General features: G+C 71.4%; 10 protein-coding genes. 9 read left to right on the top strand and 1 reads right to left on the bottom strand.

Going from position 1 to position 15,232, the window contains the following annotated elements; translation table 11 throughout:
- Positions 1–28: 28 nt before the first annotated feature.
- Both ACFYVJ_RS17430 and lgt read left to right on the top strand, forming a co-directional pair.
- Positions 29–802 (top strand): DsbA family protein, encoded by a 774-nt coding sequence (locus ACFYVJ_RS17430; protein WP_388892157.1) that lies wholly within the window; start codon positions 29–31, stop codon positions 800–802.
- A gap of 98 nt (positions 803–900) precedes the next feature.
- Positions 901–1,917, top strand: coding sequence for a prolipoprotein diacylglyceryl transferase (lgt, locus tag ACFYVJ_RS17425; RefSeq protein WP_388892154.1), 1,017 nt, complete (start codon positions 901–903; stop codon positions 1,915–1,917).
- Positions 1,918–2,133: 216 nt separating this feature from the next.
- Here the strand turns inward: lgt and ACFYVJ_RS17420 are convergent, their stop codons facing one another.
- Positions 2,134–2,655 carry a potassium channel family protein gene (locus tag ACFYVJ_RS17420; protein WP_388892151.1) on the bottom strand — a complete coding sequence of 174 codons (522 nt, stop codon included), beginning with the start codon at positions 2,653–2,655 and terminating at the stop codon, positions 2,134–2,136.
- Positions 2,656–2,868: 213 nt separating this feature from the next.
- On the opposite strand from ACFYVJ_RS17420, the gene ACFYVJ_RS17415 reads away from it, so the two are divergent.
- From ACFYVJ_RS17415 to ACFYVJ_RS17385, 7 genes are all read left to right on the top strand, one after another.
- On the top strand, positions 2,869–3,597 hold the full coding sequence (locus ACFYVJ_RS17415) for a VIT1/CCC1 transporter family protein (RefSeq protein ID WP_388892148.1): 729 nt from the start codon (positions 2,869–2,871) through the stop codon (positions 3,595–3,597).
- A 368-nt stretch (positions 3,598–3,965) separates the two neighbouring features.
- Positions 3,966–8,552 carry a glutamate synthase large subunit gene (gltB, locus tag ACFYVJ_RS17410; protein ID WP_388892145.1) on the top strand — a complete coding sequence of 1,529 codons (4,587 nt, stop codon included), beginning with the start codon at positions 3,966–3,968 and terminating at the stop codon, positions 8,550–8,552.
- Positions 8,545–10,005, top strand: a complete 1,461-nt coding sequence (locus ACFYVJ_RS17405; RefSeq protein ID WP_388892142.1) for a glutamate synthase subunit beta — start codon at positions 8,545–8,547, stop codon at positions 10,003–10,005. Before gltB ends, ACFYVJ_RS17405 begins: the two co-directional genes overlap by 8 nt.
- A 257-nt stretch (positions 10,006–10,262) precedes the next feature.
- Positions 10,263–11,810, top strand: coding sequence for a PQQ-dependent sugar dehydrogenase (locus tag ACFYVJ_RS17400; RefSeq protein WP_388892139.1), 1,548 nt, complete (start codon positions 10,263–10,265; stop codon positions 11,808–11,810).
- A gap of 261 nt (positions 11,811–12,071) precedes the next feature.
- On the top strand, positions 12,072–13,376 hold the full coding sequence (locus ACFYVJ_RS17395; protein WP_388892136.1) for a sugar ABC transporter substrate-binding protein: 1,305 nt from the start codon (positions 12,072–12,074) through the stop codon (positions 13,374–13,376).
- Positions 13,377–13,410: 34 nt separating this feature from the next.
- Complete coding sequence (locus ACFYVJ_RS17390) at positions 13,411–14,403, top strand: carbohydrate ABC transporter permease (protein WP_388892133.1); 993 nt, start codon at positions 13,411–13,413, stop codon at positions 14,401–14,403.
- Positions 14,400–15,227 (top strand): carbohydrate ABC transporter permease, encoded by an 828-nt coding sequence (locus ACFYVJ_RS17385; protein ID WP_388892129.1) that lies wholly within the window; start codon positions 14,400–14,402, stop codon positions 15,225–15,227. The genes ACFYVJ_RS17390 and ACFYVJ_RS17385 overlap by 4 nt, the downstream gene beginning before the upstream one ends.
- The last annotated feature ends 5 nt before the right edge of the window (positions 15,228–15,232 follow it).

Here is a 15,232-nt window from a genome sequence, read left to right as displayed (position 1 = left end):
GGGGGCGGGTCCCTCGTTATAGCCGGGCGTGAGCGAGAACAACCCTCAGGGGAAGCGCACCGCCCGGGACCGGATGCAGGCCGAGCGCGAGCGGCAGAGGTCCAAGGACAAGCGTCGGCGGATGCTGACCGTGCTCGCCGCGGTGGTCGGGGTGCTCGCCGTGGTCACGGTGGTCGGCGTCCTCATCGGCCAGAACAGCGGCAGTGACACCAACGACAAGCCCGTCGCGTTCCCGAAGGGCGCCGTCGGCAAGGACCGCCTCGCGCTGCCCGCGGGCAAGGCGGACGCCCCGGCCGACCTCACGGTGTACGAGGACTTCCGCTGCCCGGCCTGCGGCCAGTTCGAGAGCCGCTTCAGCAAGACGATCAACGACCTGGAGGACGCCGGGAAGCTGCGCACCGAGTACCGGCTGGTCAGGCTCATCGACGGCAACTTCGGCGGCACCGGCTCGCTGAACGCCGCCAACGCCGCCGCCTGCGCCCAGGACGCCGGCAAGTTCGTCCCGTACCACGACGTGCTCTTCCGCAACCAGCCGCCGGAGAACGACGACGCCTTCGCCGACAAGGGGCACCTGAAGGACCTCGCGGGCAAGGTGGACGGGCTGCGCGGCAAGCGCTTCGACTCCTGCGTCGACGACGGCAGGTTCGACGGCTGGGTCGGCGCCTCCGACGAGGCGTTCGGCAAGTCCGGCCACAACTCGACCCCCACCGTCCTGCTGGAGGGCAAGAACATCCTCGGGCCTGGCTCGAACCTCACGCCGGAGAGCTTCAAGCAGCTCGTCGAGGACGCCGGCAAGGGCTGAGCCACCGGTGCGCGGCGGCGATATCGCGGAGAGTTACGGAGCCGTTGTCCCCGCGGGCTCCCCGCGCCGCGCCGCGGCCCTGTACCGTCGGTGCTGCTATGGATCTCGCATACATCCCCAGCCCTTCCGACGGCGTCTGGCACCTCGGACCGCTCCCGCTGCGCGGTTACGCCCTCGCCATCCTGCTCGGCATCTTCGCAGCCATCTGGCTCGGCGGACGCCGCTGGATCGAGCGCGGCGGCCGGGCGGGGACCGTCGCGGACATCGCCATCTGGGCCGTGCCCTTCGGCCTCGTCGGCGGCCGGCTCTACCACGTCGTCACCACGTACGAGCCGTATTTCGGCGAGGGCGGCGACTGGGTCAAGGCGTTCGAGATCTGGGAGGGCGGCCTCGGCATCTGGGGCGCCATCGCGATGGGCGCGCTCGGCGCCTGGATCGGCTGCCGCCGCCGCGGCATCCCGATCCCGGCCTACGCCGACGCCGTCGCGCCCGGTATCGCGCTCGCCCAGGCCCTGGGCCGCTGGGGCAACTGGTTCAACCAGGAGCTGTACGGCAAGCAGACCGACGTGCCCTGGGCCGTCGAGATCGACGCCGAGCACTCCGTCACCGGCACCGCCGAGACCTTCCACCCCACCTTCCTGTACGAGTCGCTGTGGTGCATCGGCGTCGCGCTGCTGGTGATCTGGGCCGACCGGCGCTTCCGCCTCGGCCACGGCCGGGCCTTCGCGCTCTACGTCGCGGCGTACACGGCGGGCCGTGGCTGGATCGAGTACCTGCGCGTGGACGAGGCGCACGACGTCCTCGGGCTGCGGCTCAACGTCTGGACGTCGATCCTGGTCTTCGCCGCCGCGGTGCTCTACATCGTGGTGTCGGCGAAGAAGCGGCCGGGCCGCGAGGAGGTCGTGGAGCCCGCCGCGCTGGACGAGCCCGGTGCCGCCGGGAAGGCCGGGGCCGACGCGAAGGACGGCGAGCCCGGCAAGACCGACGGCCAGGACGAGCCCGGCGACGCTTCCGGGGCCGCCGACGACCAGGAGCAGGAGCCCGCGACCGCCGGCGCGGCCGAGGCCAAGACCGCGGGGGACGCCCCCGCGGGGGAGCGCGGCCGGCACACGTAGCCGCCCGGCACACCGCACGCACGGCAGGGCCGTCACCGCACCCGCGGCGACGGCCCCGCCCGTGTCCGGCCCGGTTGCCCGGCCGGATCGTCCCCTAGAGTCTGTCCGGCGAGTCCGGCGACCGAACCCCGCCGGCACGGCCGGTAAGGGCACCTCCGCCGGGGGAGTCCCCCCGCGCATCCGAAGCAACCCCGCGGCCGCAGCGCCACTCACACCTCAGCCGCTCGCGCCCCCGCCGCCCGGCCGCCCCTCGCCCTTCGCGGCGGTCACGGTCCGCTCCAGGCGCTCGAAGTGCGCGTGCAGCGCGCGCAGTTCGTCCGCGACCTCGGACCTCGCCGCGCGCTCCGCGCTCTCCACATCCCCCGTCAGCCGCTTCGCGCGGCGCGCGGCGTCGCCGACGAACCAGGTGGCCACGGCCGCCGTGACCACGCTGAACAGCGCGATCCCCACGAACAGCAGCACCGTGGCGATCACCCGGCCGCCGAAGGTGACGGGGTACAGATCGCCGTAGCCGACGGTGGAGGCCGTCTCCACGGACCACCACAGCGCCAGCGGAAAGGAGGTGATGTTCGCGCGCGGCGCCGACCGCTCGACCGGCACGATCAGCCAGGAGCCGGCCAGCATCACGACGACGACCACGACCACCGCCCACCCGGCCGCCCGGACGTGGAGCCGCTGCCAGCGCTCGCTTCCCAGCAGCCGGCGCAGGAGGCGGGTGAAGACGGGGAGCGGCGGCACGCGGACACCTCGCTGCGGTACGGAAGACGCTGGGCCACCCCGAAGCTAACGCGCCCCGGCCACCCCGCCGCCCCCGGACACACCGGCCCCGGGCACCCGCGGGCCTCGGCCCGGCCGGCCGCGTCGCCCCAGGTGAGTACGGCCTGCCTTGCTGGCGGGCCGCCGGGACCCCGCGTATCGTCGAACTGAAGATCGACGAGGGGAGCGCGATCCATGTCCGCGGGGCTCCAGGCGGGCGGGCCGGCCGAGCGCCACGGCCATACCCACCGTGACGTCACCGGCGGCTGGCTGCGGCCCGCCGTCTTCGGCGCGATGGACGGGCTGGTGTCCAACCTCGCGCTGATCACCGGCGTTGCAGGCGGCTCGGTCTCGTCCTCGACGATCGTGCTCACCGGCCTCGCGGGGCTGGCGGCCGGGGCGTTCTCGATGGCCGCGGGGGAGTACACCTCCGTCGCCTCCCAGCGGGAGCTGGTCCTCGCCGAGCTGGACGTGGAGCGGCGCGAGCTGAGCCGGCACCCGGAGGACGAGCTGCGCGAGCTGAGCGACCTGTACGAGTCCCGCGGGGTGGACCCGGAGCTGGCCGCCGAGGTGTCCAGGCAGCTCATGCGCGACCCGGAGCAGGCGCTGGAGATCCACGCCCGCGAGGAGCTGGGCGTCGACCCGGGCGGCCTGCCGTCGCCGCTGGTGGCGGCGCTGTCGTCGTTCGGCTCCTTCGCCGTCGGTGCGCTGCTCCCGGTGCTGCCGTATCTGCTGGGCGCCACGGCTCTGTGGCCCGCGGTGGTGCTCGCGCTGGTCGGGCTCTTCGCCTGCGGCTCGGCGGTGGCGCGGATCACCGCCCGCACCTGGTGGTACAGCGGGCTGCGGCAACTGCTCCTCGGCGGGTCCGCGGCGGCCGTCACGTACGGCCTGGGCGCCCTCTTCGGGGCCACGGTCGGGGGCTAGCCCCCGGCCTGCGGGCGCACGACGCGGGCGCGAAGACGGGCCCTGGCGCCGGGCCGCGGGCCCGGCCGGATCCCGTATCCTCGAAAGCGATCCGCCCGCACGCCTGATCTATTTCCCCCGCGTTTCGAACCGGACCCACGCGGGCATGTGAGGGGAACCGCGGGCAGTGCCGCCCGCGCTTCGTCCTGCACGAACCGTGCAGATCCCCCGCGCGGCGGGGCGCACTCCCCGACCCGGAGTGTCCGGATGCTGATACGCGGTATCCGCTTCCTGAGCTGCAGGTCATCATGTAACCTGCACGAAATTTCGGCCAGGGCCAACGTCGTCCCTCGGCACGCATCACTGCCACGACGACGACGGGAGAGCCGATGCGGCACGCATCCCAGGCGGCCCGCCCTGCAGCGCAGGGGCTGTACGACCCCCGGTACGAGCACGACGCCTGCGGGGTCGGCTTCGTCGCCACGCTGAGCGGGGAGGCCAGCCACGCACTCGTCCAGCAGGCGCTGACGGTGCTGCGCAACCTGGAACACCGCGGTGCCACCGGCTCCGACCCCGACACCGGCGACGGCGCCGGCATCCTGCTGCAGGTCCCGGACGCCTTCCTGCGCGCCACCGCCGGCTTCCCGCTGCCGGCCGCCGGTTCGTACGCCGTCGGCATGGCCTTCCTGCCCGTGGCCGAGGACGAGGCCGCCGCCGTACGGGAGCGGGTCGGGGCCATCGCCGCCGAGGAGGGCCTGCGGGTCCTCGGCTGGCGCGAGGTGCCCGTCGCGCCCGGGCTGCTCGGCGCCGGCGCCCGCGCGACCATGCCGTCGTTCGCCCAGCTCTTCGTCGAGAGCGCCGACCCGGCGGCCCGCAAGAGCGGCATCGAGCTGGACCGGTCCGCGTTCGTGCTGCGCAAGCGCGCCGAGCGCGAGACCGACGTGTACTTCCCCTCGCTGTCCTCGCGGACCCTGGTCTACAAGGGCATGCTGACCACCGGGCAGCTCGAACCGTTCTTCCCGGACCTGTCGGACCGCCGGCTGACCACCGCCATCGGCGTCGTGCACTCCCGGTTCTCCACCAACACCTTCCCGAGCTGGCCGCTGGCCCACCCGTACCGCTACATCGCGCACAACGGCGAGATCAACACGGTCAAGGGCAACCGCAACTGGATGCGCGCGCGCGAATCCCAGCTCTACTCGGAGCTGTTCGGGGAGCACGACCTGGAGCGGGTCTTCCCCATCTGCACCCCCGACGCCTCCGACACCGCCTCCTTCGACGAGGTGCTGGAGCTGCTGCACCTCGGCGGCCGGTCGCTGCCGCACGCCATGCTGATGATGATCCCGGAGGCGTGGGAGAACCACGAGTCCATGGACCCGGCCCGGCGGGCGTTCTACCAGTACCACTCCACCGTCATGGAGCCCTGGGACGGCCCGGCCGGCGTCAGCTTCACCGACGGCACCCTCGTCGGCGCCGTCCTGGACCGCAACGGCCTGCGCCCCGGCCGCTACTGGGTCACCGACGACGGCCTGGTCGTGCTGGCCTCCGAGGTCGGCGTGCTCGACTTCGACCCGGACCGCGTCGTGCGCAAGGGCCGGCTGCAGCCCGGCCGGATGTTCCTGGTCGACACCGCGCAGCACCGCATCGTCGAGGACGACGAGATCAAGGCGGAGCTGGCCGCCGAGCACCCGTACGGGGACTGGCTGGACGCCGGCATCGTCGCGCTGCCCGAGCTGCCCGAGCGCGAGCACATCGTGCACACCCACGCCTCGGTCACCCGCCGCCAGCAGACCTTCGGCTACACCGAGGAGGAACTGCGCGTCCTGCTCGCGCCGATGGCCCGCACCGGCGCGGAGCCGATCGGCTCCATGGGCTCCGACACCCCGCTCGCCGGGCTCTCGGACCGGCCGCGGCTGATCTTCGACTACTTCACCCAGCTCTTCGCGCAGGTCACCAACCCGCCGCTGGACGCGATCCGCGAGGAGCTGGTCACCTCGCTGCACTCGGCGCTGGGCCCGCAGGCCAACCTGCTCAAGCCCACGCCCGCGTCCTGCCGTACGGTCACGCTCCCCTTCCCCGTCCTCGACAACGACGAGCTGGCCAAGCTCATCCACGTCAACGCCGACGGCGACATGCCGGGCTTCAAGTCCGTGACGCTCTCCGGGCTCTACCGCGTGCAGGGCGGCGGCCAGGCGCTCGCCGACCGGCTCGCGGAGGTCTGCACCGAGGTGGACGCGGCGATCGACTCCGGCGCCCGGCTGCTGGTCCTCTCCGACCGGCACTCCGACGCCGAGCACGCCCCGATCCCGTCGCTGCTGCTCACCTCGGCCGTCCACCACCACCTGATCCGGACCAAGCAGCGTGCCCAGGTCGGCCTGCTGGTCGAGGCCGGCGACGTGCGCGAGGTGCACCACGTCGCGCTGCTCATCGGGTACGGCGCCGCCGCGGTCAACCCGTACCTGGCGATGGAGTCCGTCGAGGACCTCGTCCGCGCCGGCACGTTCATCGAGGGCGGCCCGGACGGCGACGCGCAGGCCGCCATCCGCAACCTGATCAAGGCGCTGGGCAAGGGCGTGCTGAAGGTGATGTCCAAGATGGGCATCTCCACCGTCGCCTCGTACCGCGGTGCGCAGGTCTTCGAGGCCATCGGCCTGGACCAGGAGTTCGTGGACACCTACTTCCACGGCACCACGTCCAAGATCGGCGGCGCGGGACTCGACGTCGTCGCCCGGGAGGTCGCCGCCCGGCACGCCAAGGCGTACCCGGCCTCGGGCATCGCCCCGGCGCACCGGAACCTGGAGATCGGCGGCGAGTACCAGTGGCGCCGCGAGGGCGAGCCGCACCTGTTCGACCCGGACACGGTCTTCCGGCTGCAGCACTCGACCCGCACCCGCCGCTACGACATCTTCAAGCAGTACACGCAGCGCGTGGACGAGCAGTCCGAGCGGCTGATGACGCTGCGCGGGCTCTTCCGGCTGGCGTCGGACCGCCCGTCCGTGCCGCTCGACGAGGTCGAGCCCGTCGCCGAGATCGTCAAGCGGTTCTCCACCGGCGCGATGTCGTACGGCTCCATCTCGCGGGAGGCGCACGAGACGCTGGCGATCGCGATGAACCAGCTCGGCGGCAAGTCCAACACCGGCGAGGGCGGCGAGGACGCCGACCGGCTGTACGACCCGCGGCGGCGCTCGGCGATCAAGCAGGTGGCCTCCGGCCGCTTCGGCGTCACCAGCGAGTACCTGGTCAACGCGGACGACATCCAGATCAAGATGGCGCAGGGCGCCAAGCCCGGCGAGGGCGGCCAGTTGCCCGGCCACAAGGTGTACCCGTGGGTGGCCAGGACCCGGCACTCCACCCCCGGCGTCGGCCTCATCTCGCCGCCGCCGCACCACGACATCTACTCGATCGAGGACCTGGCGCAGCTCATCCACGACCTGAAGAACGCCAACCCGCGGGCCCGCATCCACGTGAAGCTGGTCAGCGAGGTCGGCGTCGGCACGGTCGCGGCCGGGGTGTCCAAGGCGCACGCCGACGTGGTGCTGATCTCCGGCCACGACGGCGGCACCGGCGCCTCCCCGCTGACGTCGCTCAAGCACGCCGGCGGCCCCTGGGAGCTGGGCCTCGCCGAGACGCAGCAGACGCTGCTGCTCAACGGGCTGCGCGACCGGATCGTGGTGCAGACCGACGGCCAGCTCAAGACCGGCCGCGACGTGGTCGTCGCCGCGCTCCTCGGCGCCGAGGAGTTCGGCTTCGCGACCGCGCCGCTGGTGGTCTCCGGCTGCGTGATGATGCGCGTGTGCCACCTGGACACCTGCCCGGTCGGCATCGCCACCCAGAACCCGGTGCTCCGCGAGCGCTACTCCGGCCAGGCGGAACACGTCGTCAACTTCTTCGAGTTCATCGCCGAGGAGGTCCGCGAGCTCCTGGCCGAGCTGGGCTTCCGCAGCCTGGACGAGGCCGTCGGCCACGCCGAGATGCTCGACATCACCCGCGCCGTCGACCACTGGAAGGCGCAGGGCCTGGACCTCGCGCCGCTGCTGTACGTGCCGGAGCTGCCGGCGGGCGCCGCGCGCTACCAGGTCACCGGCCAGGACCACGGCCTGGAGAAGGCGCTCGACAACGAGCTGATCAAGCTCGCCGCCGACGCGCTGGCCGCGCCGTCCGCCGCCGAGGCCCAGCCCGTACGGGCCCGGGTGGCGATCCGCAACATCAACCGCACGGTCGGCACCATGCTCGGCCACGAGGTGACGAAGAAGTTCGGCGGTGAAGGACTCCCCGACGGCGCGATCGACATCACCTTCACCGGCTCCGCCGGCCAGTCCTTCGGCGCCTTCGTGCCCCGCGGCGTCACGCTGCGGCTGGAGGGCGACGCCAACGACTACGTCGGCAAGGGCCTGTCCGGCGGCCGGCTCGTGGTCCGCCCGGACCTCGCCGCGGAGCACCTCGCCGAGTACAGCGTCATCGCGGGCAACACCCTCGCGTACGGCGCCACCGGCGGCGAGATGTTCCTGCGCGGCAAGGTCGGCGAGCGGTTCTGCGTCCGCAACTCCGGCGCGCTCGTCGTCGCCGAGGGCGTCGGCGACCACGGCTGCGAGTACATGACCGGCGGCCAGGCGGTCGTGCTGGGCGAGACCGGGCGCAACTTCGCGGCCGGCATGTCCGGCGGCGTCGCGTACGTCATCGACCTCGATCCGGACAACGTCAACGAGGGCAACCTCGCCGCCGTCGAGAAGCTGGACGACGCCGACCGGGAGTGGCTGCACGACGTGGTGCGCCGCCATCACGAGGAGACCGGCTCGACCGTCGCCGGGAAGCTGCTCGCCGAGTGGGACGCCCCCGACGCGGGCGTCGCCCGGTTCAGCAAGGTCTACCCGTCCACGTACAAGGCAGTGCTCACCGCCAAGGACGCCGCTGAGCGGGCCGGCCTCACCGAGGCCCAGACGCACGAGAAGATGATGGAGGCTGCGCTCCATGGCTGACCCCAAGGGCTTCCTGACCACCGGCCGCGAGGTCGCCGAGACCCGGCCCGTCGCCGAGCGGGTCAAGGACTGGAACGAGGTCTACGTCCCGGGCTCGCTGCTGCCCGTCATCAGCAAGCAGGCGGGCCGCTGCATGGACTGCGGCATCCCCTTCTGCCACAACGGCTGTCCGCTGGGCAACCTGATCCCCGAGTGGAACGACTTCGCCTACCGCGAGGACTGGACCGCCGCCAGCGAGCGGCTGCACGCGACCAACAACTTCCCGGAGTTCACCGGGCGGCTGTGCCCGGCGCCGTGCGAGACGGCCTGCGTGCTGGGCATCAACCAGCCGGCGGTGACCATCAAGAACGTCGAGGTCACCATCATCGACAAGGCGTGGGAGGCCGGCGTCGTCACGCCGCAGCCGCCGGAGCGGCTGTCGGGCAAGACGGTCGCCGTCATCGGCTCGGGCCCCGCGGGGCTGGCCGCCGCGCAGCAGTTGACCCGGGCCGGGCACACGGTCGCGGTGTACGAGCGCGCGGACCGGATCGGCGGGCTGCTGCGGTACGGCATCCCCGAGTTCAAGATGGAGAAGCGGCACATCAACCTGCGCGTCGAGCAGATGCGGGCGGAGGGCACCAAGTTCCGTACGGGCGTGGAGATCGGCCGCGACATCGACGCCGCCAAGCTGCGCAAGCGCTACGACGCGGTGGTCGTCGCCGCCGGCGCCACCACCGCCCGCGACCTGCCGGTGCCGGGCCGCGAACTGGCCGGCATCCACCAGGCGATGGAGTACCTGCCGCTGGCCAACAAGGTCCAGGAAGGCGACTACGTCACCCCGCCGCTTACCGCCGAGGGCAAGCACGTCGTGGTCATCGGCGGCGGCGACACCGGCGCCGACTGCGTCGGCACCGCGCGCCGGCAGGGCGCGGCGTCCGTGACCCAACTGGAGATCATGCCGCGTCCTTCGGACGAGCGCCCCGAGGGCCAGCCGTGGCCGGTCTACCCGATGACGTACAAGGTCACCTCCGCCCACGAGGAGGGCTGCGAGCGCGTCTACGCGGTCTCGACCACCCACTTCGAGGGCGACGAGGACGGCAACGTGGCCTTCCTGCACCTGGTCGAGGTGCGGTTCGAGGACGGCGGGTTCAAGCCGGTGCCGGGCACCGAGGAGAAGATCCCGGCCGAGCTGGTCACCCTCGCGATGGGCTTCACCGGCGTGGACCGGGAGAACGGTCTGGTCGAGCAGTTGGGCCTGGAGCTGGACGCGCGCGGCAACGTCGCCCGCGACGCGGACTACGCCACCAGCGTCCCCGGCGTCTTCGTCGCCGGCGACGCCGGGCGCGGCCAGTCGCTGATCGTCTGGGCGATCGCCGAGGGGCGTTCCGCGGCGCGCGGCGTGGACCGTATGCTGACGGGCGCCAGCGACCTGCCGGCGCCGATCCGGCCGACGGACCGGGCGCTGGTGGTCTGACGCCCGGCCGCACCACAGAGATGTCCTTGGGATGTCCCGTACAACGAGGTACGGAACAGCAAGACCCGCGGCGCCTGCCTCTCCCCGACCGTTGAGGCGGGCGCCTCGGCGCGTCCGGGGGCGCGGTGGGGCCGCGGGAGCGGGCGGGGCAGGCGGGGCGGACGGGATGGCTGCGGTCTGGTGCGGCCGGGGCGCAGCGGATACCTTCCGGGAAGGTGCGCCGTCATGCAACTCCCGTTCGTATCCCAGGAGTCCACATGCTCAGACGTCGCTCGACGGCACCGCTGTTCCTCGCCTTAGTGCTCGCCCTGTTCGCCCCGCTCACGGCCGCCGCCGCTCCCGAACCGACCGTCACCGGATCGGGTCCGGCCGCCGACGTCCCGCTGGAGGAGCTGGCGGTGACCACCACCCAGGTGGCCTCCGGACTCCGCCGCCCCATCGACATCGCCGCGCCCGACGACGGCAGCGGCCGGCTGTTCATCGCCGAGAAGCGCGGCACCGTCCGCGCCTACCACCCCGACACCGGCCTCGCCCCGGAGCCCGTCGCCGACCTCACCGACGTCGTCGACGAGTCCGGCAACGAGCGCGGGCTGCTCGCCATCGTCCCCGACCCCGAGTTCCCCGCGGTGCAGGACCTGTACGTGGTCTACAGCGCGCTGCCCGACGGGGCGATCACCCTCGCCCGCTACGGGCTCGACGACGGCGGTCTCGAGGTGCTGCTCGCCCAGGAGCACGCCGAGTACAGCAACCACAACGGTGGCACGCTCGCCTTCGGCCCCGACGGCTACCTCTACTGGACCATCGGCGACGGCGGTGGCGCCGGCGACCCGTTCGACAGCGGCCAGCGCCTCGACACCCTGCTGGGCAAGCTGCTGCGCATCGACGTCAGCAGGACCTGCGGCGACCTGCCGTACTGCGTGCCGCAGGACAACCCCTTCGCCGGCACCGCGGGCGCCCGCCCGGAGATCTGGGCGTACGGGCTGCGCAACCCCTGGCGCTTCTCCTTCGACCCCGCGGACGGCTCGCTGTGGCTCGGCGACGTCGGCCAGGGCCGCTGGGAGGAGATCGACCACGTCGCCCGTTCGGAGCAGCCGGGCGCGAACTTCGGCTGGTCCTGCCGCGAGGGCTTCGAGGTCTTCGACGAGGCCCAGTGCGCCGGGGACGCCGACTACACCGACCCCGTGTTCACCTACTCCCCGCAGACCGGCGGCTGTGCCGTGGTCGGCGGCCGGGTCTACCGCGGCGAGCGGTACGCCGACCTGCTGGGCGGCACGTACATCGGCACCGACTACTGCTCGTCGGCGGTCTGGGCGCTGCGTGCGGACGGCCGGGGCGGCTACCGGCAGGCCGAGATCGGCCGGTTCCCGACCCAGATCACCGATGTCGGCGAGACGGTCGACGGCGAGTTCTACGTGGTCAACGACCTGCCGGGCGGGCTGCACAAGGTCGCCTTCGAGCGGCAGCGGCCGACCTGCGCGCTGGACATCGCCTCGACCACCTGGGGCGGCGGCCTGACCGCGGATCTGACGCTCACCAACACGGGCAGCACGCCGATCGACGGCTGGACGCTGAAGTTCCCCCTGGCGATGGGGCAGACCGTGATCTCCGACTGGAACACCGACCTCTTCCAGGGCAGCGACATGATCACGGCGGCCAACGCCCCGCACAACGCGGTGATCGAGCCGGGGAAGAGTGTCTCGCTGGGCTATCTGGCGAGCCATACGGGTGATGTTTCGCCACCGAAGCGCGCCACGCTCAACGGAGACGCCTGCACGCTGACCGCTTCCGGTAAGGCCACCGGCTGACGCTTCGCCATAGCAAGCGCTTCCAACCCCGCCTCCGGTCGTGCGCCGGAGGCGGGCGGGAAGAAAATGGCGATGATAGTTTCGGATGCACAGCGCGCAACGCCAAAGGTCGGACAATTGTCGGATGGACGCTTCGGCGACACCTCAGACAACGGTTCGGCATCACCTCGAAACCACCCTTGACCCTGGTTAAACCACTCCATACCGTCCTGCTGGTCTAGACAAGTTCAGGTTCGGCTCAGTGGAGAGCGGGAGCGGTTCATGCGGAAGTTCGTCATCGGCGCCGTGAGCGCCGCAATGGTGCTGGGGCTCGCTGCCTGTGGCAGCGACTCCGACGATGGGGACGGCGGCGGCGGCGACGCACTGGACGGCAAGGGCAAGACCCTCGACGTCTGGATCATGAAGGGGACCAACCCCGATGCCGAGCCCTTCTTCGACAAACTGAACAAGGAGTTCGAGAAGAAGACCGGCGCGAAGGTCAACGTCGAGTACCAGCAGTGGGAGAGCGCCCAGCGCAAGTTCACCACTGCGATCGAGGGCGGCCCGGACCAGGTGCCGGACGTCGCCGAGGTCGGCACCACCTGGGTGCCCCAGTTCGCCGAGACCGGCGGTCTGGTGGACGTCACCGACCAGGTGAAGGACGCCGGGCTCGACCAGGACCTGGTCGAGGGGCTGAAGGACGCGGGCACGCTGGAGGGCAAGCAGTACGGCATGCCCTGGTACGCGGGCGTGCGCGGCCTCGTCTACCGCAAGGACATCTTCGACAAGCACGGCCTGAAGGCCCCGACGACCTGGGAAGAGCTCCGGGACGTCGCGCTCACCCTGAAGAAGGAGGAGCCGGACATGATCTCGTTCCCCGTCGCCGGCGGGGCCGAGATGTTCGCGATGCCCTTCGTCTGGGGCGCGGGCGGCGAGCCCGCCGTGCAGGAGGGCGACACCTGGAAGTCGGCCATCAACTCGCCGGAGTCCGTCGAGGGCCTGCAGTTCTACACCGACCTCGCCACGAAGGACAAGGTGTCCCCGGCGAAGGTCACCACCTGGCGCGAGGACGAGGTGGCCCAGGAGTTCACGAAGGGGAACGTCGCCATGACGATCTCCGGCAACTGGACCCCCAAGACCTTCCTCGACGAGGCCCCCGAGCTGGAGGGCAAGATCGCCGCCGCGCCGATACCCGGCAAGGACGGCGGCATGAGCCCGTCGTTCCTCGGCGGCTCCTACCTGTCGACGTTCGACAGCGACAAGAAGGAACTGGCCTGGGAGTACGTCAAGATGGCCACCACCGGCAAGTTCGCCGCCGAGTGGGCCGAGCAGACGAACTACTTCCCCGGCACCAACACCGAGCTGAAGAAGATCGCCGACAAGGGCGACCCGCTGGTCGAGCCGTTCGCCAAGCAGATGCTCGAGGCCGGCGCGACCGTCCCCAAGACCACCTCCTACGGCGAGATCCAGGCCAGCCAGGTGGTGCTGAAGTTGGTCCAGTCCGTGCTCAAGGGCGACCAGAGCGTCCAGGAGGCAGCGGACAAGGCCGCCGGCGAGATGGACGACATCTTCGCCAAGTCCGAGTAGACCCTGGTTTCGGACAAGGACACGGAAAGACACAGTGAAGGATTCGATCGCCGCCGAGGTCGCGCTGGCTCCTCCCACGGAGCCGTCGCGGCCCGGCCGCGCCTCCGCTGACGCCGCCCGCCGCCGCAAGCGGCTGGTGACGGTGACCCGGCCGTGGCTGCTGCTGGCACCCTCCCTCGTGGTGCTGGCCGGGCTGCTGCTGTGGCCGCTGATCGAGGTCGGCAAGCTGTCGCTGCAGGAGTACGAGGTCAAGTTCGGCGGCGGCGTCGGCACCTGGACCGGCTTCGACAACTACTCCGCCCTGCTCTCCAACGAGCTGCTGTGGAAGACGGTGCTGCCGAACACGGCGTTCTTCGCCTTCGGCTGCGTGATCCTCACGGTGGCGTTCGGCACCTTCGTCGCGTTGCTGCTCAACCGGCTGGGCACCGTGTGGCGGGTGGTCTGCTCCACCGCGATCATGGCCGCCTGGGCGATGCCCGCCGTCACCGGCACGTACGTCTGGGTGTGGCTCTTCGCCGCGGAGGACGGGCTGATGAGCCGGCTGGCGGGCGCTCTCGGGCTCATCGACCCCGAGACCACCAACTGGTTCACCGAGCGGCTCGGCTTCTACGCCATCGCCACCCTCAACGTCGTCCACCACGGCTTCCCCTTCGTCGCCATCACCGTGCTCGCGGGCCTGATGACCGTGCCGAAGGAGCTGTACGAGGCCGGGATGATCGACGGCGCGAGCGCCTGGCAGCGGTTCTGGCGCATCACCGTGCCGGCGCTGCGGCCGATCTTCCTGGTCGTGACCATCCTCTCGACCATCTGGGACTTCAAGGTCTTCACCCAGATCTTCCTCATGCCCGGCGGCAGCGGAAGCAACGAGGACGTCATGAACCTCGGCGTGTACTCGTACATCGAGGCGTTCGCCAAGAACGACTACGGGGCCGGCGCCGCCGCGGCGGTGATGCTCACCCTGCTGCTCATCGCCATCACCCTCGTCTACATCCGCACGCTCTTCCGGCAGGGGGAGGAGGACCTGTGAAACGCACCTCGATCGGCTCGCGCATCGGCCTGCCGGCCGCAGTCGCGGGACTGCTGATCTTCACCCTCTTCCCCGTCTACTGGATGATGAGCACGGCGCTGGACCCGCGGGCCGCCTCGCGCGGCTCGGACCTGCTGCCCAGCGGCGTCACGTTCGAGCACTTCAGCCGGGTGTGGAACGAGGGCGACTTCGACCGCTACCTGCTGAACTCGGCGATCGTCGGCCTCGGCACCATCCTGGCCGCCGCCGCGCTGTCGCTCTTCGCGGCCGTGGCCGTGGCGCGCTTCCGGTTCAAGTTCCGCACCTCCGTGCTGATCATGATCCTGATCGTGCAGATGGTGCCGCTGGAAGCGCTGGTCATCCCGCTCTTCCTGCAGATGCGCGACTACGAGATGCTCAACAGCCTGCTCGGGCTGACGATCGTCTACATCGCGCTGTCGCTGCCGTTCGCGATCTGGACGCTGCGCGGGTTCGTCGCCACCGTGCCGAAGGAGGTCGAGGAGGCGGCGTACATCGACGGCTGCACCTGGCCGCGGATGTTCTGGTCCGTGCTGCTGCCGCTGGTGGCGCCCGGCCTGGTGGCCACCAGCGTGTTCGCCTTCATCACCGCCTGGAACGAGTTCGTCTTCGCGTACACGTTCATGAAGGACAGCGAGAAGTACACGGCGGCCGTCGGGATCTACCAGTTCTTCGGCGAGAACGACACCGCGTGGGGGCCGGTCATGGCCAGCTCCACGCTGATCACGCTGCCGGTGCTGATCTTCTTCGTGATCGTGCAGCGGCGGCTGGCCTCCGGTCTCGCGGCCGGGGCGATCAAGGGCTGAGGACG

Origin of the sequence: Streptomyces sp. NPDC004134 (assembly GCF_042874195.1) — a bacterium.
In the GTDB taxonomy this organism is placed as follows: domain Bacteria; phylum Actinomycetota; class Actinomycetes; order Streptomycetales; family Streptomycetaceae; genus Streptomyces.
The sequence above is the reverse complement of the archived record's forward strand: the minus strand, read 5'-3'. Positions and strand labels throughout refer to the sequence as shown.